At 66.3% G+C, this 25,271-nt stretch carries 27 protein-coding genes and 1 pseudogene; 24 read left to right on the top strand and 4 right to left on the bottom strand.

The genetic code is table 11. The features are described 5' to 3' along the window. Nucleotides 1–442 precede the first annotated feature (442 nt). A complete protein-coding gene (locus tag ALIDE2_RS07995) occupies nt 443–757 on the top strand; it encodes a DUF736 domain-containing protein (RefSeq protein ID WP_015014848.1) in 315 nt (104 codons plus the stop codon). A 63-nt stretch (nt 758–820) separates the two neighbouring features. On the opposite strand, the gene ALIDE2_RS07990 is transcribed toward ALIDE2_RS07995, so the two are convergent. Then, the gene (locus ALIDE2_RS07990; RefSeq protein WP_013721774.1) at nt 821–1,126 is read right to left on the bottom strand and encodes a helix-turn-helix domain-containing protein; all 306 of its coding nucleotides are present in this window, start codon (nt 1,124–1,126) and stop codon (nt 821–823) included. Nucleotides 1,127–1,366: 240 nt separating this feature from the next. Between ALIDE2_RS07990 and ALIDE2_RS07985 the strand changes: the two genes are divergently transcribed. The 9 genes from ALIDE2_RS07985 (at nt 1,367) to ALIDE2_RS07945 (ending at nt 8,795) form a co-directional block, all read left to right on the top strand. After that, the gene (locus tag ALIDE2_RS07985; protein ID WP_015014849.1) at nt 1,367–1,717 is read left to right on the top strand and encodes a DUF2958 domain-containing protein; all 351 of its coding nucleotides are present in this window, start codon (nt 1,367–1,369) and stop codon (nt 1,715–1,717) included. Nucleotides 1,718–2,026: 309 nt separating this feature from the next. Further along, entirely contained in the window at nt 2,027–2,800 is a 774-nt protein-coding gene (locus ALIDE2_RS07980; RefSeq protein WP_013721772.1) for a DUF2285 domain-containing protein, read from the top strand. A gap of 84 nt (nt 2,801–2,884) precedes the next feature. Further along, nucleotides 2,885–3,166: a helix-turn-helix transcriptional regulator gene (locus tag ALIDE2_RS07975; RefSeq protein WP_013721771.1), complete on the top strand. Its 282-nt coding sequence runs from the start codon at nt 2,885–2,887 to the stop codon at nt 3,164–3,166. 26 nt (nt 3,167–3,192) lie between these two features. After that, entirely contained in the window at nt 3,193–4,050 is an 858-nt protein-coding gene (locus tag ALIDE2_RS07970; protein ID WP_013721770.1) for a replication initiator protein A, read from the top strand. Nucleotides 4,051–4,303: 253 nt separating this feature from the next. Next, nucleotides 4,304–4,942 carry a ParA family partition ATPase gene (gene parA / locus ALIDE2_RS07965; RefSeq protein WP_013721769.1) on the top strand — a complete coding sequence of 213 codons (639 nt, stop codon included), beginning with the start codon at nt 4,304–4,306 and terminating at the stop codon, nt 4,940–4,942. Then, nucleotides 4,939–5,223, top strand: coding sequence for a hypothetical protein (locus ALIDE2_RS07960; protein WP_013721768.1), 285 nt, complete (start codon nt 4,939–4,941; stop codon nt 5,221–5,223). The genes parA and ALIDE2_RS07960 overlap by 4 nt, the downstream gene beginning before the upstream one ends. Further along, the gene (locus ALIDE2_RS07955) at nt 5,220–5,765 is read left to right on the top strand and encodes a DUF2840 domain-containing protein (protein ID WP_013721767.1); all 546 of its coding nucleotides are present in this window, start codon (nt 5,220–5,222) and stop codon (nt 5,763–5,765) included. Before ALIDE2_RS07960 ends, ALIDE2_RS07955 begins: the two co-directional genes overlap by 4 nt. Then, on the top strand, nt 5,762–6,349 hold the full coding sequence (locus ALIDE2_RS07950) for a S26 family signal peptidase (RefSeq protein WP_013721766.1): 588 nt from the start codon (nt 5,762–5,764) through the stop codon (nt 6,347–6,349). The genes ALIDE2_RS07955 and ALIDE2_RS07950 overlap by 4 nt, the downstream gene beginning before the upstream one ends. Nucleotides 6,350–6,797: 448 nt before the next feature. Then, nucleotides 6,798–8,795, top strand: a complete 1,998-nt coding sequence (locus tag ALIDE2_RS07945; RefSeq protein WP_013721764.1) for a relaxase/mobilization nuclease domain-containing protein — start codon at nt 6,798–6,800, stop codon at nt 8,793–8,795. 86 nt (nt 8,796–8,881) lie between these two features. On the opposite strand, the gene ALIDE2_RS07940 is transcribed toward ALIDE2_RS07945, so the two are convergent. Together ALIDE2_RS07940 and ALIDE2_RS07935 are read right to left on the bottom strand one after the other, a co-directional pair. Continuing rightward, nucleotides 8,882–10,903, bottom strand: a complete 2,022-nt coding sequence (locus ALIDE2_RS07940; protein WP_013721763.1) for an esterase/lipase family protein — start codon at nt 10,901–10,903, stop codon at nt 8,882–8,884. Between the two features lie 4 nt (nt 10,904–10,907). Then, complete coding sequence (locus ALIDE2_RS07935) at nt 10,908–11,600, bottom strand: TetR/AcrR family transcriptional regulator (RefSeq protein ID WP_013721762.1); 693 nt, start codon at nt 11,598–11,600, stop codon at nt 10,908–10,910. Between the two features lie 126 nt (nt 11,601–11,726). On the opposite strand from ALIDE2_RS07935, the gene ALIDE2_RS07930 reads away from it, so the two are divergent. The 9 genes and pseudogenes from ALIDE2_RS07930 (at nt 11,727) to ALIDE2_RS07895 (ending at nt 20,876) form a co-directional block, all read left to right on the top strand. Then, nucleotides 11,727–12,725 (top strand): HlyD family secretion protein, encoded by a 999-nt coding sequence (locus ALIDE2_RS07930; RefSeq protein ID WP_013721761.1) that lies wholly within the window; start codon nt 11,727–11,729, stop codon nt 12,723–12,725. 83 nt (nt 12,726–12,808) lie between these two features. Further along, nucleotides 12,809–13,183 (top strand): annotated as a pseudogene (locus tag ALIDE2_RS25750) (ABC transporter ATP-binding protein); the annotation flags it as partial. Beyond that, on the top strand, nt 13,172–14,500 hold the full coding sequence (locus tag ALIDE2_RS07925; protein WP_420796276.1) for an ATP-binding cassette domain-containing protein: 1,329 nt from the start codon (nt 13,172–13,174) through the stop codon (nt 14,498–14,500). The pseudogene ALIDE2_RS25750 and the gene ALIDE2_RS07925, both read left to right, overlap by 12 nt. Further along, nucleotides 14,497–15,639 (top strand): ABC transporter permease, encoded by a 1,143-nt coding sequence (locus tag ALIDE2_RS07920; RefSeq protein WP_013721759.1) that lies wholly within the window; start codon nt 14,497–14,499, stop codon nt 15,637–15,639. The genes ALIDE2_RS07925 and ALIDE2_RS07920 overlap by 4 nt, the downstream gene beginning before the upstream one ends. A 5-nt stretch (nt 15,640–15,644) precedes the next feature. Beyond that, a complete protein-coding gene (locus ALIDE2_RS07915; protein ID WP_013721758.1) occupies nt 15,645–16,760 on the top strand; it encodes an ABC transporter permease in 1,116 nt (371 codons plus the stop codon). A 12-nt stretch (nt 16,761–16,772) separates the two neighbouring features. Further along, a complete protein-coding gene (locus tag ALIDE2_RS07910) occupies nt 16,773–18,290 on the top strand; it encodes an efflux transporter outer membrane subunit (protein WP_013721757.1) in 1,518 nt (505 codons plus the stop codon). Nucleotides 18,291–18,333: 43 nt separating this feature from the next. Beyond that, the gene (locus ALIDE2_RS07905) at nt 18,334–19,554 is read left to right on the top strand and encodes an FAD-dependent monooxygenase (RefSeq protein ID WP_049791321.1); all 1,221 of its coding nucleotides are present in this window, start codon (nt 18,334–18,336) and stop codon (nt 19,552–19,554) included. 102 nt (nt 19,555–19,656) lie between these two features. Then, nucleotides 19,657–20,601, top strand: coding sequence for a LysR family transcriptional regulator (locus ALIDE2_RS07900; protein WP_013721755.1), 945 nt, complete (start codon nt 19,657–19,659; stop codon nt 20,599–20,601). Continuing rightward, nucleotides 20,598–20,876: an EexN family lipoprotein gene (locus ALIDE2_RS07895; protein WP_013721754.1), complete on the top strand. Its 279-nt coding sequence runs from the start codon at nt 20,598–20,600 to the stop codon at nt 20,874–20,876. The genes ALIDE2_RS07900 and ALIDE2_RS07895 overlap by 4 nt, the downstream gene beginning before the upstream one ends. Before the next feature lie 25 nt (nt 20,877–20,901). Here ALIDE2_RS07895 and ALIDE2_RS24930 read toward each other — a convergent pair whose 3' ends face one another. Then, nucleotides 20,902–21,117 carry a hypothetical protein gene (locus tag ALIDE2_RS24930; protein ID WP_128654057.1) on the bottom strand — a complete coding sequence of 72 codons (216 nt, stop codon included), beginning with the start codon at nt 21,115–21,117 and terminating at the stop codon, nt 20,902–20,904. Between ALIDE2_RS24930 and ALIDE2_RS07890 the strand changes: the two genes are divergently transcribed. Genes ALIDE2_RS07890 through ALIDE2_RS07870 form a run of 5 tightly spaced genes read left to right on the top strand, consistent with a single transcriptional unit; the run spans nt 21,112 to nt 25,271 of the window. Then, entirely contained in the window at nt 21,112–23,112 is a 2,001-nt protein-coding gene (locus ALIDE2_RS07890) for a conjugal transfer protein TraG (RefSeq protein ID WP_013721753.1), read from the top strand. The two genes, ALIDE2_RS24930 and ALIDE2_RS07890, sit on opposite strands and share 6 nt — an antisense overlap. After that, nucleotides 23,109–23,573 carry a ribbon-helix-helix protein, CopG family gene (locus ALIDE2_RS07885; RefSeq protein ID WP_003111089.1) on the top strand — a complete coding sequence of 155 codons (465 nt, stop codon included), beginning with the start codon at nt 23,109–23,111 and terminating at the stop codon, nt 23,571–23,573. The genes ALIDE2_RS07890 and ALIDE2_RS07885 overlap by 4 nt, the downstream gene beginning before the upstream one ends. Further along, nucleotides 23,570–24,622: a P-type conjugative transfer ATPase TrbB gene (gene trbB, locus ALIDE2_RS07880; protein ID WP_013721752.1), complete on the top strand. Its 1,053-nt coding sequence runs from the start codon at nt 23,570–23,572 to the stop codon at nt 24,620–24,622. The genes ALIDE2_RS07885 and trbB overlap by 4 nt, the downstream gene beginning before the upstream one ends. After that, nucleotides 24,619–25,002 (top strand): TrbC/VirB2 family type IV secretion system protein, encoded by a 384-nt coding sequence (locus ALIDE2_RS07875; protein ID WP_013721751.1) that lies wholly within the window; start codon nt 24,619–24,621, stop codon nt 25,000–25,002. The genes trbB and ALIDE2_RS07875 overlap by 4 nt, the downstream gene beginning before the upstream one ends. Continuing rightward, nucleotides 24,999–25,271 carry a VirB3 family type IV secretion system protein gene (locus ALIDE2_RS07870; protein WP_013721750.1) on the top strand — a complete coding sequence of 91 codons (273 nt, stop codon included), beginning with the start codon at nt 24,999–25,001 and terminating at the stop codon, nt 25,269–25,271. Before ALIDE2_RS07875 ends, ALIDE2_RS07870 begins: the two co-directional genes overlap by 4 nt.

The following is a 25,271-nucleotide window of genomic DNA, read 5'->3' as shown; positions in this document are numbered from 1 at the left end:
GTTCACGGACAACCCGCCCGGCATCGCTATGGAGCTTCCACGCCACGCCTCAAGACCGGCGCCGCAAGGTGTGGTGGAGGCGTTCTCGCCTGTCGTTGCGGGGTTGACCTCGCCCGCGTCAGCGGGCGAGCCGGAGAAGCCTTCGAGCGGGGATGCCGAGCAGGCCCTATCTCCTTTCGGAGCGGTTCGACCCAAGGCGTCCTTGTCTCGTTGTGAATCCTGGCGGTGGCGCGGCTGCGCCTCGGGCTTCATGGCTGCAACCGTCCGGCGAAAACAATTTCCCCGCCGCTGCACGGCTTCCTCGCGCAGCAAATTCTTTTCGCCTCCCGGCTCTCCACTGCGTTTCGACCGCAAGCGGTGCGGCCAGCCCGTCCCCTGCCGGCCGGATCACAACAAGGACGCGATGGGCGCGAACCTTGTTCAACCGAAAGGAGAAAACATCATGGCCAACATCGGCACCTTCACCGCAGACAAAGACGGCTTCACCGGCACGCTTCGCACCCTGACACTCAACGTCAAGGCCAAGCTGGTTCCCAACGACAAGGGCAGCAGCGAGAACGCCCCCGACTTCCGCCTCCAGGCCGCCGGCCACGACATCGGCGCGGCGTGGAAGAAGACAAGCGAGGCCGGGCGCGATTACCTGTCCGTGACCCTCGACGATCCTTCGTTCCCGGCTCCGGTCTATGCCCGCCTGATCGAAGGCGAGGACGGCACGCACGACCTTATCTGGTCGCGCAGCAAGCCCCAGGCGGCGTGACCGCCGCAGCGCCCCGCCCATCGCGGCGGGGCGCTGTGCTGCTGGTCGCAGCACATCACAACGTCACGCGCGCGGCTTCGCCGCGTCGCGTTCCTTCAACACCGCCTCCAGCTCCTGGCGCACCTGCGCCAGCAGTTCGTCGGCCTTGTGCGGGCTATTGCCCGCATAGGCCAGCGTCAGCAGTGTGAGCGGATGGATCTCCATCACCTCGCACAGCTCGGCCAGCTTGTTCAAGGTCGGGCTTTTCAGGTCGCGTTCGAGGGTACTCATATAGGTACGGCTGGACACGTCAGAGAAGGCTTCCTGGCTCAAGCCACGGGCCTTTCTAACTGTCTTCAACGCCTTCGCCAATGAGTTCCCAGCCGCCACCTATGGTTTCCCTCGAAAAACCAAGATGACAGCCCATTGCGTCCTATAGAGCTACAATCTATAGTGTTCATTTGGTGTTCTACGTTTTTGTGCCTTTACGGAAATCCGCATCGGCGGGTTCCAGCAAAGCCACGCAAGCGCATCCGCGCTTGCGCACGAAGGCGTAAATCCGGTTTGGCGGTTCTGCGCTTGGGCGTGAAACCGCATCCGTGCATCATTGGATTTGTGGGATTGCCGACCATGCCCCAGCCACTCGCCACCGTCCCGGAGCGCGCGCAACTGCTCGCCAACGGCGAGGCCCGCGCCGCTGGCCGGGCCATCGACCCGGTGCCCGTGGTGCGGCTGTTCACGCCGGACGCGCATGTGACCTGGCTGCTGGCTGCGCTCGATCCCGCCGATGGCGACACCGCCTGGGGCCTCATCGACCTGGGAATCGGAATGCCGGCGCAAGGAACCGTCAAGCTGTCCGAGCTGGCTGGCATCGTCGGGCCGCATCAGCAGCCCGTGATGCGCGACCTCTATTTCCGCCCCACGCGCACGCTGTCGGAATACACCCGGCTGGCCGAGCGCGACGGGGCCATCCCGGACTGAGTACGGCCTACTGTGGCTTTCTCAGTCTGGTGTCATGCCGGATAGGTCTTAATCGGCACTCTTGCGGCATACCCCGGCAAATCTGATCGAAACAGTCATGATGTCCGGCCTGGGCTGCGGCAGGCTGGCCTGTACGGCGTCCCACGGTCGGGGCGCTGCCACTGCCACATTGAGACGGAAACCGCAACGCATCGGAGCCAATTGGTCTTGACAACCCGAGCCACAATTTTTACCCATGACGTTCTGACGATGGCGATGTAGCGCGTAGCCCGGCCGTGGCGGCGATTCCTGTTCCCAGGAGGTTGCGTCATGGCCGATCGCGCCGCCGAGTCTTGGTATCCGACTGCCGCGTATCTGTACGTGCTGCATCTGGACAGCCTTGCGCTCGCCTGGGAGTACCTGCGCAGGCACCCCGACTACCGGCTCGATTGGCTGCGCCATCGTCGCCGGTCACAGGCAGCACAGGACGCGGCGCATCGCTGGGGCCTGCGCCTGCTGGAAGACCCGGCCCTGGATGCGCGCGACGCGCATCCGGCCTGGCAGCCCGGCCACGCTGCCGTGGTGCAACTCTACCCCGATGCCGATCCGCCCGTGGATGCCGAATCCTTCGCGTTCTGGCGTATCCCCGGCCATAAGCAACTGCTCCACGATGGCAAGGGGCTGGCGCTCACCGCACGCAGCCCCGGCCATTGCCTGCGCTTCGCGCTCGCGCCTGGACTGGAAGACGGCATGGCCGTCGCCTATGCCCACCGCGGCGGCGCTGCCGCGCCTGCGCGCGGTCATGTGTTCGGCGCGGCACTGGCCGATGCCAGACGTAGGCCGACACCTGCCGCGCTGCTGGAACTGCACACCTTGCAGGCGCTCGACGCGACCCTGGCGGGTGCGTCCTTGCGCGACGTGGCCGAAGGTCTGTTCGGCGCCGATGCCGTGGCCGCCGACTGGCACGCCGATGGCGATCTGCGTGCCCGCGTGCGCCGCCTGGTGCGGCGCGGCGATGCGTTGATGCGCGGCGGCTACCGCCGCCTAGCACAACTGTCGCCGCTTGAGAAGGGACGTTTTGATGGAGACGCAAAACGTCCCTGAGCAGAGCAGCTTCGTTTTCTGAGACTGGCTTCCATCCGGTTGCGCTGTGTGGCCGGAGCTTTGCAACCGATGGAGGTTCATCTCATGCGTCCCGCTCCTTTGCGGCCTGCCGCCGCTGTCTCAACTGCTGCCGCGCAGCCCCAACGCTATCTGACCAACGACGAAGCCGCCGAATACCTGCGCCTGTCGCCGCGCACGCTGGAAAAGCAGCGCGTGATCGGCGGCGGCCCGCGCTTTCGCAAGTTCGGCCGGCGCGTCATGTACGCCGTGGCCGACCTCGATGCCTGGGCCGCCGACCGCAGCTTCGAGACGACTTCCGATCCCGAATACGCCGAGCACCACTCGGCCGACAGCCGTGCGCGCTGACCACTGGAGCGCGGGAGGCCATCGCCATGTCCAGCCCTGCGCTGCCGTCCCGGCAGCGGCCGTTGCAAGAGCGCGAACAGCTCGACCTGTTCCGCGCCTTGCCCGGCGACATGGCGCCGCGCGACAGCCAGGACTTGATGGCCTTTCCGTTCTTCTCGCTGGCGAAGTCGCGGCGCGTCGCGCCGATCGACTTCCGGGCGGGGAACGTCACGATCCGCGTGGAAGGCACGGCCGAGCATGGCATCGCCACGATTTGGGACGCGGACGTTCTGATATGGGCGGCCTCGCAGATCGTGGAAGCCCGCGACGCGGGCTTCCGCTCGTCGCGGCTGATGCAGGCCACGCCCTACGAGATCCTGCGGTTCATCGGGCGCGGTACGTCGCTGCGCGACTACCAGCGCCTCAAGGCCGCCCTCGACCGGCTGCAATCGACCACGGTGGCCACGTCGATCCGCGAGACGACCGGACGGCGCCTGCATCGCTTCTCGTGGATCAACGAGTGGAAGGAACTGGCCGATGCCAAGGGCACGCCCTTGGGGCTGGAGCTGATCTTGCCGGACTGGTTCTATGCCGGCGTCATGGACGCCGCCCTGGTGCTGACCATCGACCCGGCGTATTTCCGGCTGACGGGCGGCATCGAGCGCTGGCTGTACCGGCTGGTGCGCAAGCACGGTGGCCGACAGCCGGGCGGCTGGCAGTTCGATTTCCGACACCTGTATCGGAAATCGGGCAGTGCCACGCGCTTCTCGGACTTCGCCTACGACCTGCGCGTGCTGGTCGCGCGGCAGTCGCTGCCGGGCTACGTACTGGGCATCGAGCGGATGCCCGACAACGGCATGGAGCTGCTGACGTTCCGGCCCGTGCCGCAGACGGCACGGGAATAACTCCGGGACAGCCTGTGAATGGTGTCGTGCTATCAGGCGTGCCAGGTATCGTGCTATCGGGAGTACGGCTATCGTGCTATCAGGAGTACGAATCGGCCGCAAAGCCAATAACGGCGCGGGTTTGCGGCCCCTCTAACTTCCCTAACTTAAAACCTCTAACTGGTAGTAGAAGCGCCGCGCCACGGTGGACAACCGCCACGCGGCACGAAGCGCAGCGGCAACAGCCCGGCTTTCCAACACGGAGGGCCGCGCCATGATCGTTGCTCTGCTCAACCAGAAAGGCGGCGTGGGCAAGACCACGCTCGCCACGCACATCGCTGGAGAGTTGGCGATGCGCGGCCAGCACGTCGTGCTGCTGGATGCCGACCCGCAAGGCTCATCGCTGGACTGGACGCAGCGCAGAAGCCAGCAAGGCTTGCCACGGCTGTTCAGCGCCGTGGGCCTCGCCCGCGAAACGCTGCACCAAGAGGCGCCAGAACTCGCCAGGAGGGCCGATCACGTCATCATCGACGGCCCGCCGCGCATCGCCGCCTTGGCGCGCTCCGCGCTGCTGGCGGCCGAGCGCGTGCTGATCCCCGTCGCAGCCAGCCCCTACGATCTCTGGGCCAGCGCCGAGATGGTGGCGCTGATCCGCGAGGCGCAGGTGTTTCGGCCTGCGCTGCGCGCGGCCTTCGTCATCAACCGGCGCGTCAGTACCACCGTGATCGGGCGCGAAGCGCGCCAGGCGCTCGCTCACCAGCCGCTTCCTGCGCTACGCGCGGAAGTGCATCAACGCATCGTATTCGCCGACAGCGTGGCCACTGGCCGGCTCGCACGCGAGACGGCACCGGACAGCGCCGCCGCACGCGAAATCACTGCGCTGGTGGACGAACTGCTGCGGTGGCCGACATGACCGAGAAACCGCTGCCGAACAGCAAACGCACGGCAAAGCGCGTCGGCATCGGCGCGCGTCCGCCCGTGAATCCGCACGCCGAGGCGTGGATTCGCCAAGGCGATGCCGATGCGCTGGGCAAGGGCGACCTCTACACGGCTCGGCTGACCCTCGACATCACGCCCGCCATGCGGGCGCGCATCAAGGTGTCAGCCTTCACGCAGGGCGTGACCGTGGCCGACCTGCTGCGCGGCCTGTTGGAGCGGGAGTTTCCAGAACACCGCAGGGAGAACACCCCATGACCGCATCCGCTTCTCTTGCCCCCGCGCCTGTTGCCTTCGCGGCCACGGCAGCGCTCGCAGCGCCTTCCGCACAGCCTGCCAGCGCGCCGCTGACGCGCGTGGCGTTGGCCTACATCGAACCGCGTTTCAATCTCTACCTGCGCTTTGGCGAACCCGCGCGCACGCACCAGCTCGACCGTTGGCGGCGCTGCGCGGTGTTTCTGCCGGGCGCCATGTTCTGCCGCATCCGCTGGCAGGCCAACGACTACGGCACGATCCGCTGGCAGCTCATGGTGATGCAGACTTGCACGCCGCTCGATGCGGCGCAGCGCATTCCCGGCGTGCAGCCGGGCGCGCGCCTGCTGCTGCACGCCGAGGGCGAGAACCAGGTTCGCACCGTGCTGGAGCGCATCGACGCCATCGAGGTGCTGCGCATCGCGCCCGCCGCTGTCTCGCCTGCGTACTGGCGCACGCTCGCCAACCGGCTCGCTGCGCGCCTGCCGCTGCCCGAATACACTGCCGAGCGGCATGCCGCCTGGCTGGCCGGGAGGGCGCTGCCATGACCGCCGTTTCCAATTCCGGCACCGCACCGCGTTCTCGATCGCGCCTGCGCGCTCGTTTGGTGCTGGCGAGCCTGTCCGCCTGCGGCCTCGCTGCGCTGGCCTGGGCGTCCTTCGTGCAGCCGCTGCCGCGCCTGATCTACAACCCGTCCGTCAGCGTGGCGGTCGGCTGGTATCGTGTCGAAACGCTGGGCCGCGGCACCAGCTCGCCGCCACGCCCGTTGTCCGTGGGCAGCATCGTCCTGACCACGCTGCCGCCAGATGCCGCCGCGCTGGCTGCGCAGCGCGGCTACCTGCCGTCGCGCGTGCCGCTGCTCAAGCGCGTGGGCGCCGTCGCGCCGCAGGAGGTGTGCATCACTGGCCGCATCGTCCGCATCGACGGCGTGCCTTCGGCCGCCGTGCTGCCCGCTGACCGCTGGGGCCGCCCGCTGCCATCCTGGCAGCAATGCCGTCGCATCGAACCCGGCGAACTGTTCCTGCTCAGTGTGACCAACCCGGCGTCGTTCGACAGCAGGTACTTTGGGCCGGTCAGCGCATCCGCCGTGATCGGCGTCGCGCATCCGGTCTGGCTGGAGTCCCGCCCATGATGGTCGCCGACTCGCTGCACGTTGCCGTGCATCTTGTCGTGCCATCGGGCGTGTTGTTCTGCTGGCCGTCGCCGTGTCGTCGCGCGTGCAGTGCGGGTGCATTCGCACCGCACTTCGCGCTGCCTCCGGCGCAGCCGTCCTACATGCAGGCGTCTTGCCTCGAACGCGCCCGGCCTGCGGCCGTGTCCGCGTTCGCCGGCGGGCTGGCTGCTCGCAGCACAGCGCCGCCGGGCCGCCGCTGCCCGGAGCGTCAGCGAGGGGCAAAGGCGGAAGGCAAGACAAAAGGACGCGGCACCGGGCCGCGTCGAAAGCCAGTCTGCACGTGGGGGTGGCGCAGCACGGAGCGGCTTCGCCGCCGTGCCGCGTGGGGCGCGAGGGTCGCGCCAATGCAGGCATGTCCGCGTGCTTCGCACGCCCGGACACGCCAGAACTTGCAGGAAGCGCAGCTATGACCGACCGCCGCGACGACGATTTCCGCATCCGCCCCAGCGCCCCGAAGAACCGGGGCAAAGGCCAGGGCCAGAGCTTCGTTTCCAAGGTGCTCAAGCAGGCTGGCAAGGCCAGCGGCGGCAAGTCCTCGGTGCGCCGTCCGGCATCGGCGCGTGGCACCGGCCAGCGGCCCGGTTCGCGCCTGGGGCGCGGCCACACGGCGGCGCGCTTCGCAGGGGCGAAGCTCACGCCCATGTCGCGGCGCGCGACCATCAAGACGCTGCTGGTCAACCAGCGCCAGGCCAGCCCGCAGTCACTTGCCAAGCACCTACGCTATATCGAGCGCGACGGCGTGGGCCGCGATGGCGAACCGGGCCAAGCCTACGGGCCGCAGACCGATGCCGCCGACCTCGACGCCTTCAAGGAACGCTGCGCCGACGACCGGCACCATTTCCGCTTCATCCTCTCGCCCGAGGATGGCGCCGAGTTGGAAGACCTGCGCACCTACACACGGCACCTCATGGGCCGCATGGAAGCCGACCTGGGCACGGGCCTCGATTGGGTGGCCGTCAACCACTGGAACACCGACAACCCGCACACGCACATCGTCGCGCGCGGGCGCGACGACACCGGCAAAGACCTCATCATCGCGGGCGACTACATCGCCGATGGCTTCCGCCATCGCGCCGCCGAGCTGGCGACCGAATGGCTGGGGCCGCGCACCGAGCTGGAGATCCAGCAGACCTTGCAGCGCGAGGTGGAGCAGGAGCGGTGGACGAGCCTGGATCGCACCCTGCAACGGGAGGCCGGCGAGGACGGCCGGGTGCGGATCGAACGCTTCAACGAACCGCGGCTGCAACGCCAGCGCCTGCTGCTGATCGGCCGCCTGCAAAGCTTGCAGCGCCTGGGCCTGGCCGACGAAATGCAGTCCGGCACCTGGGCCGTCCATGCCGATGCGGAAAAGACCCTGCGCGCCCTGGGCGAGCGTGGCGACATCATCCGCACCATGCAGCGGGCTATGCGCGGCGAGCCGCGCGAGCTGGCGGTGTTCGAGCCGGGCCAGGATGCCGACGGAAGCGGCCGAACCATTCTCGGCCGCGTAGCCGCGAAAGGGCTGGCCGACGAGCTGCGCGACCGGGGCTATCTGGTCATCGACGGGGTGGACGGCAAAGCCCACTACGTCGCACTCAACGCCCGCGACGAGCTGGCGAACTATCCGACCGGCGCCGTGGTGGAGGTGAAGGGGTCGGCCGACGTGCGCGCGGCCGACCGCAACATCGCCTCGCTGGCGAGCAATGGCCTGTACCGCACCGATCACCACCTCGCCATCGCGCAAGGCCAGCCCGTGCCCGGCCGCGATCCGCAGGAAGTCGTCGCGGCCCACATCCGCCGGCTCGAAGCCCTGCGCCGGGCCGGCATCGTGGAGCGCGTGGCCGAGGGGCTATGGAAGGTGCCGGGCGACCTGGCCGAGCGCGGTCGCCAGTACGACGCGCAGCGCCTGGGCGGCGTGGCGGTGGAACTGAAATCGCACCTGCCCATCGAGCGGCAGGCCCGCGTGATCGGGGCCACCTGGCTCGACCAGCAGTTGATCGGCGGCGGCTCAGGCCTGGGCGACCTGGGCTTTGGCGGCGAGGCCAAACAGGCGATGCAGCAGCGCGCCGACTTCCTGGCCGAACAGGGGCTAGCCGAGCGGCGCGGGCAGCGCGTGATCCTGGCGCGCAACCTGCTGCGCACGCTACGCAACCGGGAACTGGCGCAGGCCGCCAAGGACATTGCCACCGAAACCGGCCTGGAGCATCGCCCGGTGGCCGACGGCCAGCGTGTAGCAGGCATCTACCGTCGCAGCGTCATGCTCGCCAGCGGTCGCTATGCGATGCTCGATGACGGCATGGGGTTCAGCCTAGTGCCATGGCGGCCAGTGATCGAGCAGCGGCTGGGGCAACAGCTTGCCGCGACGGTTCGCGGCGGCGGAGCTACATGGGAAGTCGGGAGACAGCGAGGTCAGTCCGTTAGCTGAACAAGTCCATGCCCAATGCTCGTCAACATAGTCCCTGGCCGATAGGAACTACACAACCAGGCCCTGTTCTTCCTTATCAACCTCGACTAGCTCCGGCATCCATTTTCCGCTGCTGTCGCTACCGGAACCGTGGCACGATCGCGGATGTCCTCGTGCAGGATGCGGCGCATTTCGACGATCGCCGGCGCGGTTCCCTGGACACTGTGCGCGGAATGGACGATTTTTTCGGATACGGCACCGTCCAGATGGGCGCTCCAGTAGGGCACCAGGCCGTCGTCGGATTTGGTCAGCGGAACCTCGGGATCTTGATGGCCGATGATCGAGTGGAAGCGTACGCACGGCGAAATTGACAGCCCGGCGGCGGCTTGGACGAATGGGTCGGAGCGGTCGAGGTTATCGATGCTGTTGGGTAGCCTGAGCTTATCCCCGCCAGCCTTTGCCGCCTCGCCATGGGCAAGATCGTCCAATACGTCGGCGAAGCCTTCCAGCAGGGTCAGTGGCAGGCGCACCAGGCGCTTGGCGAAACGCCCCAGGCGACCACCGGCAACCTCGGTGCCGCGGTGCGGGGCTGCAATGAAGATCGCGCGTTCCACTTGGGGAAGCGGCTCGAAGTGCATGAGCGGGCCGACCCGCTTGCGCAGTCGCTCCAGTCTGCCATCGTCGAATTCGCGTCCGGCCAGCAGCTCGTTCCACAGGGCGTCGCCCCCCGACGATGACACCATCAAGCGCGAGATCACGCCTCCCATGCTGTGACCTATCAGCACCATGTCACGGGAGGCGGCAGCGTTCCCCTGTGGATCGAAGTGCCGCAGCGCCCCGTCCAGCGTCTGACGAATCGCGTGGTGGTTCAGTGCGATCGGCATGTTGGTCGGGTAGTAGAACTGCCAGACCTGGAACTGGCGGCGAATCTCCTCGTCGCCCATCAGTTCGTTGGCCACGTTGACCCAGGCTTCCGGGCTGCTGGCCAGGCCGTGAATCATCAGGATGATGCGACGATCCGGGTCATAGGGCTGCATCAGGTACAGGTGCGGGCGTTCGATGCCCTGCTCACGTCCGAACAGGCTGCGCAGCGATTGCCGGTTGAAACCCGAGCGCGCCAGCCACAGTCCGTAGCTGGCGGTGAAGTTCGCCGCCAACGGCACATCCTGTCCATGCAGTTCGATTTTCGCGTCCCGGTATGGGTCGTGAACGGAAAGCGCGACCTCGCGAGTGGACAGCACTTGGGCGAGGTTTTCGCCAGAAAAGCGCAGCAACGCAGTGATTGCCGCTGTCGGCATTTCGCTCCACGCTTGGTCGGGCCGCTGATGCGGTTGCTCGGTTCCTGCGCCGCCAGAGTCCGCTGCCGCCGTCGTCACGGGATCAGGGGCCATCACTGCCACCAGTTCGGCACCGAAGCCATCGCGTCGAAACGTGCTGCGCAGCCCGGCGAACGACAGCGACGAAGCCGGCAGCAGTTCGTGCGGCAGGATTGCCCGCGCCCGACCGGGGGACACCACATCCGGCGGTTCGAGCGTCACCATCCACGGCCCATCCCTGAACATCATCTCCGCACTCGCCAGCGCCTTACCGCGATAACTGGCGAACACGAGCGATGCCGCCTCCTGCACCGCCAGGTTGTAGTAGTCGCGCACCTGAGTCTGGCGATCCTCAAAGGCGCGCGCGTCCGGCGAGCGCTCGCTGAAGAACAGGTAGGCATAGGCATGCCGAGCCACCTCCAGCCAGGCATTCAGGCGTTGATCGCCGGCATCGGGAGCGACCTGTTGCTCGGTATCCGGCAAGGTCTGCGCCTGCTGTAGCCACAACTCCGACAAGGCCGACAGGCGCTGCTCGCTGGTCAACCCCTGAACATCCGACACGGCATGGATGCACCCGGCGGCCTCCGGCTTCGCACAGGCACCATCGTCCAGACCGGCAACGCGGATCGTCTCCAGGGTGGCGGCGCTGAGCTTGCCGCTGGTCAGGATGTCGCCGCGCTTGAGCGTGATGTATTCGCCGGGCGTCATTGCGGCGACTTCCACCGCCGGGCGGAATTCGCGCAGAACCGCACAACCGCTCAGCAGCAGCGATGCCACCGCCAGAACCACCAGCTTTGCGTACCGGCTTTTCATCGCGCTACTTCGTCGCTGGCGATCCGGGCTTGCCTCGGATTTCGGCCTGCTCCGCGTACTCCCTGGATATCGCCTCCAGCCCCCCTATGGCGAAGTGGTACAGGTGGCTCGCAATCGTCTGAGAAGGCATCTGGAAGATCTCCTGCAACGGGCCGGGGAAACTGCGTCCACCGACCAGCAGCATTAGGCAGGGGGCGATCACGTTGAGCAGGCACCGGGTCAGGGCGGGGTCTTCCGGGGGTATCTGCGTGATCTCGCCGAGCATGTGCTTGAGGAGCGCCATCTTCGGCTGTGCTTCGTCCTGGAAAAGGATCTGCAGGTGCGAGGTCGGGGACAGCACTTCCCTGGCCAGGACACGCAACTGCCATGCTTGGGGTTCCTGAGTCGCGCGCTCGACCAACTGCTCGATCAGCACGCGCAACTTCGACGAGGGAGACAACCCGCTGCCGACGAGTTGCCGCAGGGCGGCCATGTCCAGCAGCCGGCCATGAGACGCCGCCAGCACGGCTTGATACAGACCACTGCGGTTGCCGAAGTGGTAGTTGATCGACGCCAAATCCACCTGGGCCTGGGCAGCGATGGCCTTGTTGGAGGTCTCGGCATACCCCGTGGTGGCGAACAGCTCGCCCGCCGCCTCAAGTATCCGGGTTCGGGTGGCCTCGCCATCCGAGCGAAGTCCGCGTGCAGGTTTGTTCATTCCTCGATTGTCCAGAGCAGCAGGTACGGCTTGCATTCTCGCCTAGACTAAAACTAAAATCACTTTAGTGTTATCGTAGCGCACCGCATCGTTCTGCCTCCATTCCGACTTCCTGGATCGTTTGACATGAAGAAGCCCCTCATTGCCCTTGGTCTCCTTGTAGTGCTGGCGCTCGGCGCATGGGCCTGGATGCATCAGCGGGATAAAGACCACGACGGTGCGCTGGTGCTGTACGGCAACGTGGACATCCGGCAGGTGTCGCTGGCTTTCGATGGCAGTGGCCGCGTGGCCGAATTGAAGGTCGATGAAGGCGATGCGGTGAAGGCGGGTCAACTGTTGGCCACGCTGGACACGCAAACGCTGGCCTTGCAGGCCGAACAGGCGCAGGCACAGATCGGCGTGCAGCAGCAGAATCTGTTGCGCCTGAAGAACGGCTCGCGCCCCGAAGAACTGGCGCAGGCGAGAAGTAGCTACGCCGCTGCACAGGCCGATGCCGAGCGTGCGCGCAAGGACTTGGCGCGATTGCAGGGGATTGCCGCCAATACCGACAACCGTGGGGTCAGCGCACAGGAATTGGATCGCGCCCGTGCCGCCGTGCAGGTCGCCGACGCGCAGGCGGCGCAACAGCGCGACGCGCTGCGCCTGACAGAAATCGGCCCGCGCAAGGAAGACATCGCCGCCGCCGAGGCGCAACTGAAGTCCTCCGAGGCGCAATTGGCACTGTTGCAGCATCAGGTTTCTCAGGGCCAGTTGATCGCGCCATCCGATGCCGTGGTGCGCTCGCGCCTGCTGGAACCGGGTGACATGGCCACCCCGCAGAAGCCGGTGTACGCATTGGCGATCACCCGTCCGAAGTGGGTGCGCGTGTATGTGAATGAACCGGATTTGGGCAAGGTCAAGCCCGGCCAGTCCGCGCGCGTCACCACCGACAGCGCACCGGACAGGCCCATCACCGGCAAGGTCGGCTATATCTCCTCGGTCGCCGAGTTCACCCCGAAAGCGGTACAGACCGAGGAACTGCGCACCAGCCTGGTCTATGAGGTGCGGGTGGTCGTCGAGGACAACGACGATGCGCTGCGCCTGGGCCAGCCTGCCACTGTCGTATTGGGCGGCGACACGCAATGAGCCGAGCCGAGCCAGCCGGCGCCAGCGTCGTCGCCGACAGCCTGCGCAAGACCTTCGAGGCGCCGGGCGGCGGGCCGCTGCACGCGGTCGATGGCGTGTCGCTACAGGTGCGCCAAGGCGAGCTGACAGCATTGGTTGGCCCGGATGGCGCCGGCAAGACCACGTTGCTGCGAATGATGGCCGGCCTGTTGAAGCCCGACGCCGGCAGCCTGCGGGTGCTCGGGATCGACGTGGCGCAAGACCCGCAGGCTGTACAGGATCGCATCAGCTACATGCCGCAGCGCTTCGGCCTGTACGAAGACCTGAGCGTGCAGGAGAACCTCGACCTCTACGCCGACCTGCATGGCGTGCCGCAGCAGCAGCGCCGCGAACGCTTCGCCCGACTGCTGGACATGACCGACCTGGCGCGCTTCACCGACCGGCCCGCCGGCAAGCTCTCCGGCGGCATGAAGCAGAAGCTCGGCCTGGCCTGCACCCTGGTGCGTTCGCCTGACTTGCTGCTGCTGGACGAACCCAGCGTCGGCGTCGATCCGCTGTCGCGGCGCGAACTGTGGAAGATCGTGCAGCAACTGGTCGAGGACGAACAGCTCAGCGTGATCGTCAGCACCGCCTACATGGACGAGGCCGAGCGCTGCGCGCAAGTGTTCGTGATGAACCTGGGCAAAGTATTGGCCGAAGGCACGCCGCAGACGCTGGCCGAACGCGCACGCGGGCTGGCCTTCGTTGCGCCGCCGGCCGCAGGCACGCCAGCCCGCGACTTGCAGGCCAGGCTGATCGACGCCAGCGAGTTGATTGTCGATGCCGTTCCCAGCGGCGGCGCAGTGCGTTTCATCCGCCAGCCGAATGCGGACGAAGCAAAGATCGCCGCGTTGCTCGATGGTTCGCCCCCGCAATCGCGCACGGAAGAACTGGAAGACGCCTTCATGATGTTGTTGCGCCAGCATCAGGACGGCGACGAAGCGGCTTCGCCACAAGCCACGACACCGCAGGAAGCGAACGTCGATGCGCCGCGCGATGACGGAAAACCCGTGATCGTGGTGCGCGACCTGGTGCGCAAGTTCGGCGATTTCACCGCCGTGGCCAGCACCTCGTTCGAGGTCGCACGCGGAGAAATCTTCGGCCTGCTCGGCCCCAACGGGGCCGGCAAGACCACGACCTTCCGCATGTTGTGCGGCCTGCTGCCGGCGACCAGCGGCCATCTGGAAGTGGCCGGCCTGAACTTGCGCCATGCCCGCGCCAAGGCACGCGCGCGCATCGGCTACGTGTCGCAGAAGTTCGCGCTGTACGGCAACCTGAGCGTGCGCGAGAACCTGGAGTTCTTCGGCGGCGCCTACGGCCTGCGCGGCAAGGCCCGAGACGCGCGGGTGGACGCGATCATCGAGCAGTTCGCGCTGGAACCGAAGGCGCTCAGCGGCCAGTTGCCCGGCGGCTACAAGCAGCGCCTAGCGATGGCCGCCGGCCTGCTGCACCAACCGGAGATCCTGTTCCTCGATGAGCCGACCAGCGGCATCGACCCGCTGGCGCGGCGCGCGTTCTGGCGCACCATCACCGCCCTGGCGCAGGGCGGCACCACCATCATCATCACCACCCACTTCATGGAGGAGGCCGAATACTGCGACCGCATCGCGATCCAAGATGCCGGCAGGATGCTGGCGCTGGGCACGCCGATACAGGTGCGCGAGCAAGCCGGCGACGCCGGCGGCGACATGAACAGCGCGTTCATCGCCATCGTCGAGCAAGGCCGAGCGAAGGCGGCCGAAGGAGTGGCGGCGTGAGCACGCACGACACACAAAGCGGGTTTCTGCGCCGCTTCACCGCCCTGCTGCGCAAGGAAGTGCGGCAGATGCTGCGAGACAAGAGCAACCTTGCGGTCGGCCTGCTGTTGCCGGTCGCGCTGATCCTGCTGTTTGGCTATGGCCTGTCATTCGACGTGAAGAACGCGCCGGTCGCGGTGGTGCTGGAAGACCGCTCGCCGACCGCGCGCGAACTGGTCGATGGCCTGCAAGGCTCGCCGTATATCGCGCCGTTGTTTGCTGCCGACATGGCCGAGGCCGAGCGCTTGATGATGGCCGGCACGGTGGATGGCATCGTCCGAGTGCCGATGGATTTCTCGCGCCGCTTGAACGCCGGCGATGCGCGCATCCAGTTGCTGCTCAACGGCGTGGATTCCAGCTCGGCGCAGACCATCGAAGGCTATGTGAGCGGCGCGATAGGTTCATGGGCGCAGCAACAGGCGGATCGCGCCGGCAACAAGCCCGCCGGCATCGGCAACGTCGAGGTCGTGCAGCGGATGTGGTTCAACGAGGCCGGCGAAAGCCGCTGGTTCCTGATCCCCGGCCTGATCGTGCTGGTGCTGACCCTGATCGGCGGCTTCCTGACCTCGCTGCTGATCGCGCGCGAATGGGAGCGCGGCACGCTGGAATCGCTGTTCGTCACCCCGGTGCGGCCGATGGAGATCGTGCTGTCGAAGATCGCGCCGTACATGGTGGTCGGAGTGATCGACTTGGGTCTGTGCCTGCTGGCCGCGCACTTCCTGTTTCACGTGCCGATGCGCGGCTCGCTGGTCGTCATCGTCATCGCTGGCCTGCTGTACCTGATGGTGTCGCTGCTGCTCGGGCTGTGGATCTCCGGGGTCACCCGCAACCAGTTCCAGGCCAGCCAGATGGCACTGCTGGCCAGCTTCATGCCGGCGATGATGCTCTCCGGCTTCGTGTTCGACCTGCGCAACGTGCCGGTGGTGATCCAGGTCATCAGCCAACTGCTGCCGGCCACGCACTTCATGGCGTTGATCAAGACCCTGTTCATGGCCGGCAACAACTGGCCGGTGATCTTCCTGAATTGCGGCATTCTCGCGCTGTATGCGTTGGTGTTGATGTTCGCCACGCAGCGCACGTTGCGCAAGACCTTGAGGTGACTGCGATGCATGCCTTTTTCGCCACCCTGGCCCAGATCGGCGCGCTGATCCGCAAGGAAATCCTCGCCTTGGTCAAAGACCCCGCCAACCGCGCCATGCTGTTTGCTCCAGCACTGATGCAGGCGCTGCTGTTCGGCTATGGCGCCACCTACGACCTCACCAACGTGCCCTACGCGGTGCTTGACCAGAGCCGTGGCCAAGCGTCGGCTGAATTACTGGCACGGCTGGACGGAACCGGCGTGTTCCACCGCGCCGCCACCCTGACCAACTCCTCGCAGATCGCAGGAATGATCGACGGTAACGATGCGCTGATGGTGCTGAGCATTCCCGCCGATTTCCAGCAGCGCCTGAATGCCGGCCAGAGCGCGCCGCTGCAGGTGATCTTGGACGGGCGCAATTCCTCCACCGCCGGTTCGGCGTCTGCTTACGTCGGCTCTATCGTCGCCAGCTACAACGCTTCGCTGGGCGGCGGTGCAGCCGGTATCGCGATCGAGCGCCGCGCCTGGTTCAACCCCAACTTGGAATCGCGCTGGAACATGATGCCGGGGCTGATCGGCGCACTGAGCATGTTGCAGACCTTGCTGATCGCGGCGCTGTCGGTGGCGCGCGAACGCGAGCAAGGCACCTTCGACCAGTTGCTGGTCACGCCATTGACGCCGTTCCAGATCCTGATCGGCAAGGCGATCCCGGCGATTCTGGTCGGCCTGCTGCAATCGACCATCATCTTCCTGGTCATCCTGTTCTGGTTCCAGATCCCGATGAACGGCTCGGTGTGGCTGCTGTACGCAGGGCTGCTCACCTTCAACATCGCCGCGGTCGGCGTCGGCCTGTCGGTGTCGGCGGTGTCTCTGAGCATGCAGCAGGCGATGCTCTACACCTTCCTGCTCATCATGCCGCTGATGCTGCTCTCCGGCTTGCTGACGCCGGTGAAGAACATGCCGGAAATCCTGCAGGTCGCCACCTACGCCAACCCGCTGCGCTTCGGCATGAGCATCGTGCGCCGGGTGTATCTGGAAGGCGCCGGTTTCCTCGACATCTGGCGCGATTTCATTCCCTTGCTGGTGATGGGCGCCATATCGCTGCCGCTGGCGGCGTGGCTGTTCCGCAATCGCCTTTCCTGATCGAGTATCGTCATGCACGCACCGCGCTGTTCCAATCGTCTCGTCCCCCGCCTGCTCGCCGGTGCGCTTGCCGCCGCACTCGCCGGTTGCGCCGTTGGCCCGGATTTCGTCAAGCCCACGCCCGCCGCACCGGACGATTGGACGAGTTGGCGCAGCGGTGATGCGTCGCTACGCATTCCGACCGAAGCCACTCAGGCATTGCCGGCCCAGTGGTGGCTGGCATTCAACGACGCAACCCTCGATGCGTTGCAGCAGCGCGCTTTCGATGCCAGCCCCGACCTGCGCACCGCCGCGCTGCGCTTCGCCCAGGCGCGCGCGCAGCGCAACACGGTGGCCGCGCAGCGCGGGCCGGAAATCAACGCCAGCGGCAGCGCCACCCGCCAGCGCCAGAGCCAGAGCGGTGCCGGCACGCGCATGATCGGCATCATGGGGGCCGACCCCAGCCTCACCGAGTTGCTGGCCGAACCGTTCACGCTGTACCAGGCCGGCTTCGACGCCTCGTGGGAGCTGGATTTGTGGGGCCGCGTGCGCCGATCCGTGGAAGCCGCCGATGCCGATGTCGGCCACCAGGCTGCGCTGCTCGATCTGGCCCGCCTTGGCCTGACCAGCGACGTGGCGCGCAATTACTTCGAGCTGCGCACCGCCCAGCGGCAGATCCGCTTGATGCGCGAGGACATCGCCGCACTGGAAGACCGCGCCGCGCTGCTGCAAGCGCGCGTAGAAGGCGGCGTGCTCGACCACACCGACCTGCAACGCCAGCGCGCCGAACTGGCCGCATTGAAAGCGCAACTGCCGCCGCTGCTGGCACAGGAAGCCGCCAGCGCCAATCAGATCGCACTGCTGCTGGGCGAACGCCCGGGCGCGCTGCGGGCCGAACTCGCACCGCGCGAAGCCGACGCCGGGACTTCGTTGCCCGATCTTGCCCTCGGCTTGCCATCGGAAGTTGCGCTGCGCCGCCCCGACATCCGCGCCGCCGAAGCGCGCCTGCACAGCGCCACCGCCAGCATCGGCATCGCCAGGGCCGACCTGTACCCCAGCATCCGGCTTGGTGCGACGTTCGGTTACGAGTCCTACCTGAGCGGCGAATTTTCTGACTGGGGCAGCCGCACCTGGTCGGTTGGCCCCAGCCTCGGCCTGCCGATCTTCGACCATGGCCGACGCAAGGCCACCGTGCAACTGCGCGAACTGCAACAGCAAGAAGCCGCCATCAACTACCAACAGACCGTGCTGAAAGCTTGGCAGGAAATCGACGATTCGCTGTCCGCCTACAGCGCCGAGCAGCGTCAGGCGCGCGAACTGCAAACCCGCAGCGATGCGGCTGGCGATGCCTATCAGCTTGCACAGGCGCGCTACGACGGTGGCGTCACCGATTTCACTGCCGTACTCGACGCCCAGCGCAGCTATCTACAAGCCCGCCGTGACCTGGCGGCCAGCGAGGGACGTTTGAGTACGCGCTACGTCACCGTCAACAAGGCCATCGGCAACGTGCCGTTGGACACGGAGAACGCGGCAGGAAAAGGGATGGAGTGAGGAGAGAACCATGCGGAAAAATGGCCCTGAGCTGGAAGCAGACATGTCGAAGACCCCTGCCGTGGCAAGGCGCACTGCGCTGGTGGTAGGACTTGGCATCAGTGGCATCGCGTGCGCGATTGCGCTGCACCGTGCGGGGTGGCTTCCCGTCGTTGTCGAACGTGCGCCAGCCCGCCGCCGGGGCGGCTACTTCATTGCCGTGATGGGTGTGGGGCGATCGGCTGCCGCCGATCTAGGAGTCGGAGACCGCTTGGTCGATCACAGGGCCGAAAGCATGACCTATGTCATCGATCGGCAAGGGAATCGATCTCCGGGCCTGAGTTTCGCCGACATACCGATCAATCCCTACCTCACCATGCGGGGTGATGTCGAAGACGCAGTTTGGAAGACATTGCAAGAGGTCGCGCCCGACACGGAAATCCACTTCTCGACCACTCCGACCGCGATCGAGCAAAATGGGGATTGTGTCGAGGTGACGCTTGAAGGGCCGCAGGGCGTGAGCCGCCGCTGGTTCGACCTTGTGATCGGTGCCGATGGCATCCGCTCCACGGTGCGCCGTCTTGCATTCCCTCCTGCGCTTGGCGGCTTGCAGCGTCTTGGCACCATGATCTGCGCCTATGCGCTTCAGGAGGATCTACCCACGCTGCCAAGCGGGGTCGGAGGGCAGATCATCGAGCCTGGCCGTTCGTTCACCGTCTTTCCCTTCGATGATCGGCGATCGACGGTACTGTTCTCCTGGTATGCGGCCGATCCTGATGCCGAGCGTAAAGGGAAGGCCGCCGAACAAATCCGCAAGGCATTCGGGCCAGAGCCTCTCGGCCCTATCCTGGAAGCTGCATTGGGGCAACTGGAGACGAGCGAGGCGGCCCTGTTCGACATCGCCGAGCAGGTTCGCCTTTCCACTTGGTATCAGGGGCGCGTGGTGCTGGTCGGTGATTCGGCCTGGTGCCCATCACTTTACTCGGGCATGGGCGCGTCGAGCGGCCTGGCCGGCGCCAATGTGCTGGGCAAGCGTCTCGAAGAACATGGCGACGACATCGCAGCCGCCCTCGCCGACTGGGAAGCCACGATGCGGCCACGGATAGCGGAGTTCCAGAAGTCGGCCGGAACCGGCATTGGCGTCTTCACCCCCGCCAGCGACAAGGCAATCCGCATCCGCAAGCGTGCGATGTCACTTTTGACCAATCCCATAGTGCGCTGGGTGTTCTCGCACGTGGGCAAATTTCTGCCCGTCATGCAGCAACGGGAACGTCCGATTTTCTGAGTGTTCACTGCCGTCAGGTTGTGGGGGGTAGAGCTTCCAATCCAAGCGTCTGATCCAGATGTCATCAGGCTAAGACAGACTTCATCAGGGGGCAGCAGAGTTATGGAGATCCGACACCTGCGCTGCTTTCTTGCGGTAGCTGAAGAACTGCGCTTTGCGCGGGCAGCGGAACGACTGCACATGGAGCAATCGCCATTGTCGCGGGCGATCAAGGAGTTGGAAGAAGACTTGGGTGTGGCGCTGTTCGTCCGCACCACGCGCACCACTCGACTGACCCGCGCTGGCACGCTGTTCTTGGAACACGTGCGCCGCGTGTTCACGGCCTTGGAACAAGCACGCGACAGTGTAAAAGCGGCGGCAAACGGTTTTCATGGCCAATTGCGCGTGGCCTTGTCGGACGGCATTACGCCCTCGCGCTTGCCGGCCGTGCTGGCGCTATGCCGGCAGGAGGAGCCGGAAGTCGAAATACGGTTCTTCGAGGTGCCGCTGTCGCAGCAGATCAAGGGCCTGCATGACGACCTGTACGACGTGGGGTTCACGCAGTCCGATGAAGTGGGTGATGGCATCACCGCCATACCTGTCTGGAGCGACCCGATCATGGTGGCGGTGCCCGCACGGCATCCGCTGCTAGCCCACAAGCGCATTCCGCTGGATGAACTGCTGCGCTATCCGCTCGTCCTGTGTGATCCGCAAGTGTGTGAAGGCCCCGCCAAGCACGTCGATCGGATACTGCGCCGGGTGGACATGGAGCCATTGGTCGCAGAACGAGTCGCTTCGTGTGATTTGATGATGGCGCTGGTATCGGCCGGCTTCGCGCTTGGTCTGGCAGGTGCCGCGCGTATTGCCGCCAGCCATGAACCGGGCGTAGTCGCCCGGCCGCTGGCGCTGCGCGTGCCACCGCTAACGACCTACCTACTGCACGCCGCAGGCGAGCCGTCCGAGGAGCTTGCGCGGTTCATTGAGCGCGTGCAGGCCGTCGAATCACCGGAACCCCCAAGGCCCAAGCCGGGCCATCATTCCGATTCCCTGGAGGAACCTGCGCCATGAAGAAGATCGTCCCATTCTTGCTGGTGGCCGCGTTGACTGCCTGCGGCCAGTCCGAAACGCCTCAGAAGGCCAACACTTCGGAAGCGAATATCCCAACGGTGGAAGAACTGGCGGCCAATCCCGAACGGCTCAAGGAACTGCGCCAGCAATGCAAGCCCGACCGCCCGAAGCTCGGCGACGTGCTGTGCAATCGGGTGGCCGAAGCCACGCGCAAGCGGTTCTATGGCGACGGCGAAACGCCGTACACGCCGCCGAAAGAACCGCCCAAGTTCTGATCGTTGGCGGTTCGCCGCATCGTCTTCATTTTTTGATCGACACGCCGCAATGCGCCTGCGCTTGCGGCGTTTTTCTTTGGCTGGCTGTCGCACTCATTCTGTCTTTTTGCTCGACCTTTCTGCTGAAAACGGTCTTTGACCGGCACTGACCCGGCACCGAACCTGACGCCTGCGGCACGCCCTTGTGTCGCTTCTTCCATGAGGAATCAGCGCAGGAGAAATCGGAGGCCAGGTCATGCAAGGGACGAACGTGCTGTTCGGTCAGATCGCCGTGGTATTCGGCATCGTGATCGCCGGAGTGTGGGGCGCCACACAATGGACAGCCGCGGCCCTTGGCTATCAAGTACGCCTTGGCTCGCCCTGGTTCGACTTCCTTGGCACTTCGATTTATCACCCGTGGAAGCTGTTTGAGTGGTGGTTCTTCTTCGGCGCCTATGCGCCGGAAGTCTTCGACACCGGCGGCGCCATTGCCGGCGCCAGCGGCATGGTCGCCGTGGTCGTCGCCATCGCCATGTCGGTCTGGCGCTCGCGCCAAGCGCGCCTGGTCACGACCTACGGCTCTGCGCGCTGGGCGAACGCTCAGGACATTCGCAAAGCCGGCCTCACACAGCCGGCCGGCGTGTTCCTCGGCCAGCACGACCGCCAGTACCTGCGGCACGAAGGGCCGGAACACGTCCTGACCTTCGCGCCCACCCGCTCGGGCAAAGGCGTGGGCTTGGTGGTGCCAACGCTGCTGTCTTGGCCGGCGTCGGCCGTCATCCACGACATCAAGGGCGAGAACTGGCAGATCACCGCCGGCTGGCGCTCGCGCTTCTCGCATTGCCTGCTGTTCAACCCGACCGATGCGAAGTCGGCCGCCTACAACCCGCTGCTGGAGGTGCGACGCGGCGCGCATGAAGTGCGCGACGTTCAGAACATTGCCGACATTTTGGTTGATCCCGAAGGCGCGCTGGAGAAGCGCAACCATTGGGAGAAGACCTCGCACGCGCTGCTGGTCGGGGCCATCCTGCATGTGCTCTACGCGGGCGAGGACAAGACGCTGCGCGGCGTCGCCAACTTTCTGTCCGATCCGGCCAGCCCGTTCGAGCTGACCTTGCACCGGATGATGACCACGCCGCACCTCGGCGATGGGCCGCATCCGGTCGTCGCATCGGCGGCGCGTGAAGTTCTCAACAAGAGCGACAACGAACGCTCGGGCGTGCTGTCCACGGCCATGTCGTTCCTCGGCCTGTACCGCGACCCGACCGTGGCCGAAGTCACCTCGCGCTGCGACTGGCGCATCGCTGACCTGATCGCGGCCGAGCATCCGGTATCGCTGTATCTGGTAGTGCCGCCTTCGGACATATCGCGGACGAAGCCGCTCATTCGCCTGATCCTCAACCAGATCGGGCGGCGCCTCACCGAATCGCTCGATGGCTCCGATGGCATCAAGCGCCGCCACAAGCTGCTGCTGATGCTCGATGAGTTCCCTGCGCTGGGGCGCCTGGACTTCTTCGAGACGGCGCTGGCCTTCATGGCGGGCTACGGCATCCGCAGCTTCCTCATCGCGCAGTCGCTCAACCAGATCGACAAGGCGTATGGGCAAAACCACTCCATCCTCGACAACTGCCATGTGCGCGTGACGTTCGCCACGAACGACGAGCGCACCGCCAAACGGATCTCCGAGACGCTGGGCACGGCCACCGAGCTGCGCGCCCAGCGCAACTACGCGGGCCATCGGCTCGCGCCGTGGCTGGGCCACCTTATGGTGTCGCGTCAGGAAACCGCGCGCCCGCTGCTGACGCCGGGCGAAGTCATGCAGCTTCCGCCTGACGAGGCTGTGGTGATGGTGGGAAGCCGGGCGCCGATCAAGGCGAAGAAGCTGCGCTACTACGCGGACGCCAATTTCAAGCGTCGTGTGCTGCCACCGCCCGCGCTGGCGGATGGGCAGTACGCCGACGCGCCGCCATTGCGGCCCGACGACTGGAGCGGGTTGGCGATTCCCGCCGTGCCCATCGCACCGGCCGCGGCATCCGCTGATGGCCTGGGTTCCGCCGATGACGGTGGCCCACGCCGTCAGCCCGAACTCTCCGAAACCGTCGCCTACGACCCCGAGCTGGCCGCCCCCGTGGCCGACCTTGGGCTGCTCGATGACGACGACGACCTGCCGCTTCCCCTTCCGCGCCAGCTCGATCCAGCCATGCAGCGCACGGCCCGGCTGGCTTCCCTCGACCCCAACGACGGAATCGAGCTATGAGCCACTACCGCCTCAACCTGTTCATCCAGCCGGAGCACGCCAAGCGGCTCGATGAGCTGGCCGCCAAGAAAGGCGTGTCCAAGTCGTCCATCGTCGCGGCGGCGCTCGCATCGTGGCTGTCGCCCGATGCCGCCGACCAGCGCGAGGCGGCTATTGCCAAGCGGCTTGATCGCCTGTCGCGCCAAGCCGAGCGCATGGAGCGCGACCAGAACATCGCCATCGAAACGCTGGCGCTGTTCATCCGCTACTACCTGACCGTGAGCACGCCGGTTCCCGAGGCGCACCAAGACGCGGCACGCGCGCAGGGCAAAGCGCGCTTCGAGCAGTTCACCGAGCAGCTTGGCCGCCACCTGCTGCGGGGCCGCAGCCTGGTGCGCGACGTGGTGGAGGAACTGCATCCCGACCCGATGCGGATGGAAGACGCGGCGGCAGCCGCGCAAGCGCAGGAGCGTGCGTCATGAGCGCCGTTCCGCAGTCCATGAGTGCCACGTCGCTCGACCGCCGCATCCAGATGCTGCGCACGGCGATGGGGCCGCTGATCGCCGCCGCGCTCGAAGACCCGGACGTGGTGGAGGTGATGCTGAATCCTGATCGCACCCTTTGGGTGGATCGGCTTTCCAGTGGACGCGCGCCGATGGGCGTGGAACTGCCCGAGGCGGACGGCGAGCGAATCATCCGCCTGGTCGCGGCCCACGTTGGCGCAGAAGTCCATCGCGGCCAGCCGCTGCTGTCCGCCGAGTTGCCCGAAACGGGCGAACGCTTCGAGGGCATCTTGCCGCCGGCAGCGCCGGGGCCGGCCTTCGCGCTGCGCAAGCGCGCCATCGGCGTGATTCCGCTGGAGCGGTACGTCATCGACGGGATGATGACCAGCGCGCAAGCGGGCTTTCTCGTTCGCGCCGTGCGCGAGCGGCAGAACGTGCTGATAGCCGGCGCCACCAGCAGCGGCAAGACCACGCTCGCCAATGCTTTGCTCGCCGAAATCGCCGCCACCGGCGACCGCGTGCTGGTGCTCGAAGACACGGTGGAGCTGCAATGCACGGCCCGCGACCACGTTCCTCTGCGCACCCGCGCAGGCGTGGTGTCGATGACCGAGCTGGTGCGCTCGTCCATGCGCCTGCGGCCTGATCGCGTCGTCGTTGGCGAAGTGCGCGGCGCCGAGGCACTGGATCTCATCAAAGTGTGGGGCACAGGCCATCCGGGCGGTATCGCCACGATCCATGCCGGCTCCGCGCTCGGCGCGCTGCTGCGCCTGGAGCAACTGATTCTCGAAGTGGCGGTGAACCCGCCGCGTGCGCTGATCGCCGAGGCGGTCAACGTGGTGATCCACATCGCCGGGCGCGGGCGCAAGCGCCGCATCGAGAGCATCGCCCGCGTCGTCGGCTTCGACGGCGTGGGCTACCAACTGGCGGACGCGCTGGAAACGCCGTTTCCCGAGCTGCCGCCACTTCCCGATGCCGCACCCGCTGCGGCGACTTCCCCATCCCCTCACTCACTTGGAGAACTGCCATGACGCAGATGTACGTTCCTGCTTTCCGTTTTTCTGCAAATCCGGCTTTGCGTCTTGCGCGGCTGCGCTGCCTGGCCCGCCCTGCGGGGCAAGGGCTGCTGCTGGCCGCGCTGCTGCTGTTCCTGGCCGGAACCGCGCAGGCCGCCGGTTCCTCGATGCCGTGGGAAGGCCCCTTGCAGTCGATCTTGGAGTCGATTCAAGGGCCGGTGGCGCGCATCGTCGCGGTCATCATCATCATCGCCACGGGCCTCGCGCTCGCCTTCGGCGACACGTCCGGCGGATTCCGCAAGCTGATCCAGATCGTCTTCGGTCTGTCCATCGCCTTCGCGGCTTCGAGCTTCTTCCTGTCGTTCTTCAGCTTCTCCGGCGGGGCCGTCGTATGAGTGCCCCCGACACCTTCGCGGACGGCTTCGAGGTACCGCTGCATCGCTCGCTGACCGAGCCGATTCTGCTGGGCGGTGCGCCGCGAACCGTGGCGATCGCCAACGGCACGCTGGCCGCCGCTGTCGGCCTGGGCCTGCAACTGTGGATTCCCGGCGTGGTGTTCTGGATCGTCGGCCATTCGCTGGCGGTGTGGGGTGCGCGCGTCGATCCGCAGTTCATGGCCGTGTTCGCCCGGCACATCAGGCACCGCCCGCTGCTGGACGTGTGA

It is taken from the genome of Alicycliphilus denitrificans K601 (assembly GCF_000204645.1).
Lineage (GTDB): Bacteria > Pseudomonadota > Gammaproteobacteria > Burkholderiales > Burkholderiaceae_C > Alicycliphilus > Alicycliphilus denitrificans.
This window is presented reverse-complemented; position numbering and strand designations above follow the sequence as displayed.

Coding starts and splice junctions, on each gene's coding strand:
- ALIDE2_RS07995 (WP_015014848.1), top strand. CDS start 443: ATGGCCAACATCGGCACCTTCACCGCAGACAAAGACGGCTTCACCGGC.
- ALIDE2_RS07985 (WP_015014849.1), top strand. CDS start 1,367: ATGCCCCAGCCACTCGCCACCGTCCCGGAGCGCGCGCAACTGCTCGCC.
- ALIDE2_RS07980 (WP_013721772.1), top strand. CDS start 2,027: ATGGCCGATCGCGCCGCCGAGTCTTGGTATCCGACTGCCGCGTATCTG.
- ALIDE2_RS07975 (WP_013721771.1), top strand. CDS start 2,885: ATGCGTCCCGCTCCTTTGCGGCCTGCCGCCGCTGTCTCAACTGCTGCC.
- ALIDE2_RS07970 (WP_013721770.1), top strand. CDS start 3,193: ATGTCCAGCCCTGCGCTGCCGTCCCGGCAGCGGCCGTTGCAAGAGCGC.
- parA (WP_013721769.1), top strand. CDS start 4,304: ATGATCGTTGCTCTGCTCAACCAGAAAGGCGGCGTGGGCAAGACCACG.
- ALIDE2_RS07960 (WP_013721768.1), top strand. CDS start 4,939: ATGACCGAGAAACCGCTGCCGAACAGCAAACGCACGGCAAAGCGCGTC.
- ALIDE2_RS07955 (WP_013721767.1), top strand. CDS start 5,220: ATGACCGCATCCGCTTCTCTTGCCCCCGCGCCTGTTGCCTTCGCGGCC.
- ALIDE2_RS07950 (WP_013721766.1), top strand. CDS start 5,762: ATGACCGCCGTTTCCAATTCCGGCACCGCACCGCGTTCTCGATCGCGC.
- ALIDE2_RS07945 (WP_013721764.1), top strand. CDS start 6,798: ATGACCGACCGCCGCGACGACGATTTCCGCATCCGCCCCAGCGCCCCG.
- ALIDE2_RS07940 (WP_013721763.1), bottom strand. CDS start 10,903: ATGAAAAGCCGGTACGCAAAGCTGGTGGTTCTGGCGGTGGCATCGCTG.
- ALIDE2_RS07935 (WP_013721762.1), bottom strand. CDS start 11,600: ATGAACAAACCTGCACGCGGACTTCGCTCGGATGGCGAGGCCACCCGA.
- ALIDE2_RS07930 (WP_013721761.1), top strand. CDS start 11,727: ATGAAGAAGCCCCTCATTGCCCTTGGTCTCCTTGTAGTGCTGGCGCTC.
- ALIDE2_RS07925 (WP_420796276.1), top strand. CDS start 13,172: ATGAAGCAGAAGCTCGGCCTGGCCTGCACCCTGGTGCGTTCGCCTGAC.
- ALIDE2_RS07915 (WP_013721758.1), top strand. CDS start 15,645: ATGCATGCCTTTTTCGCCACCCTGGCCCAGATCGGCGCGCTGATCCGC.
- ALIDE2_RS07910 (WP_013721757.1), top strand. CDS start 16,773: ATGCACGCACCGCGCTGTTCCAATCGTCTCGTCCCCCGCCTGCTCGCC.
- ALIDE2_RS07905 (WP_049791321.1), top strand. CDS start 18,334: ATGTCGAAGACCCCTGCCGTGGCAAGGCGCACTGCGCTGGTGGTAGGA.
- ALIDE2_RS07900 (WP_013721755.1), top strand. CDS start 19,657: ATGGAGATCCGACACCTGCGCTGCTTTCTTGCGGTAGCTGAAGAACTG.
- ALIDE2_RS07895 (WP_013721754.1), top strand. CDS start 20,598: ATGAAGAAGATCGTCCCATTCTTGCTGGTGGCCGCGTTGACTGCCTGC.
- ALIDE2_RS07890 (WP_013721753.1), top strand. CDS start 21,112: ATGCAAGGGACGAACGTGCTGTTCGGTCAGATCGCCGTGGTATTCGGC.
- ALIDE2_RS07885 (WP_003111089.1), top strand. CDS start 23,109: ATGAGCCACTACCGCCTCAACCTGTTCATCCAGCCGGAGCACGCCAAG.
- trbB (WP_013721752.1), top strand. CDS start 23,570: ATGAGCGCCGTTCCGCAGTCCATGAGTGCCACGTCGCTCGACCGCCGC.
- ALIDE2_RS07875 (WP_013721751.1), top strand. CDS start 24,619: ATGACGCAGATGTACGTTCCTGCTTTCCGTTTTTCTGCAAATCCGGCT.
- ALIDE2_RS07870 (WP_013721750.1), top strand. CDS start 24,999: ATGAGTGCCCCCGACACCTTCGCGGACGGCTTCGAGGTACCGCTGCAT.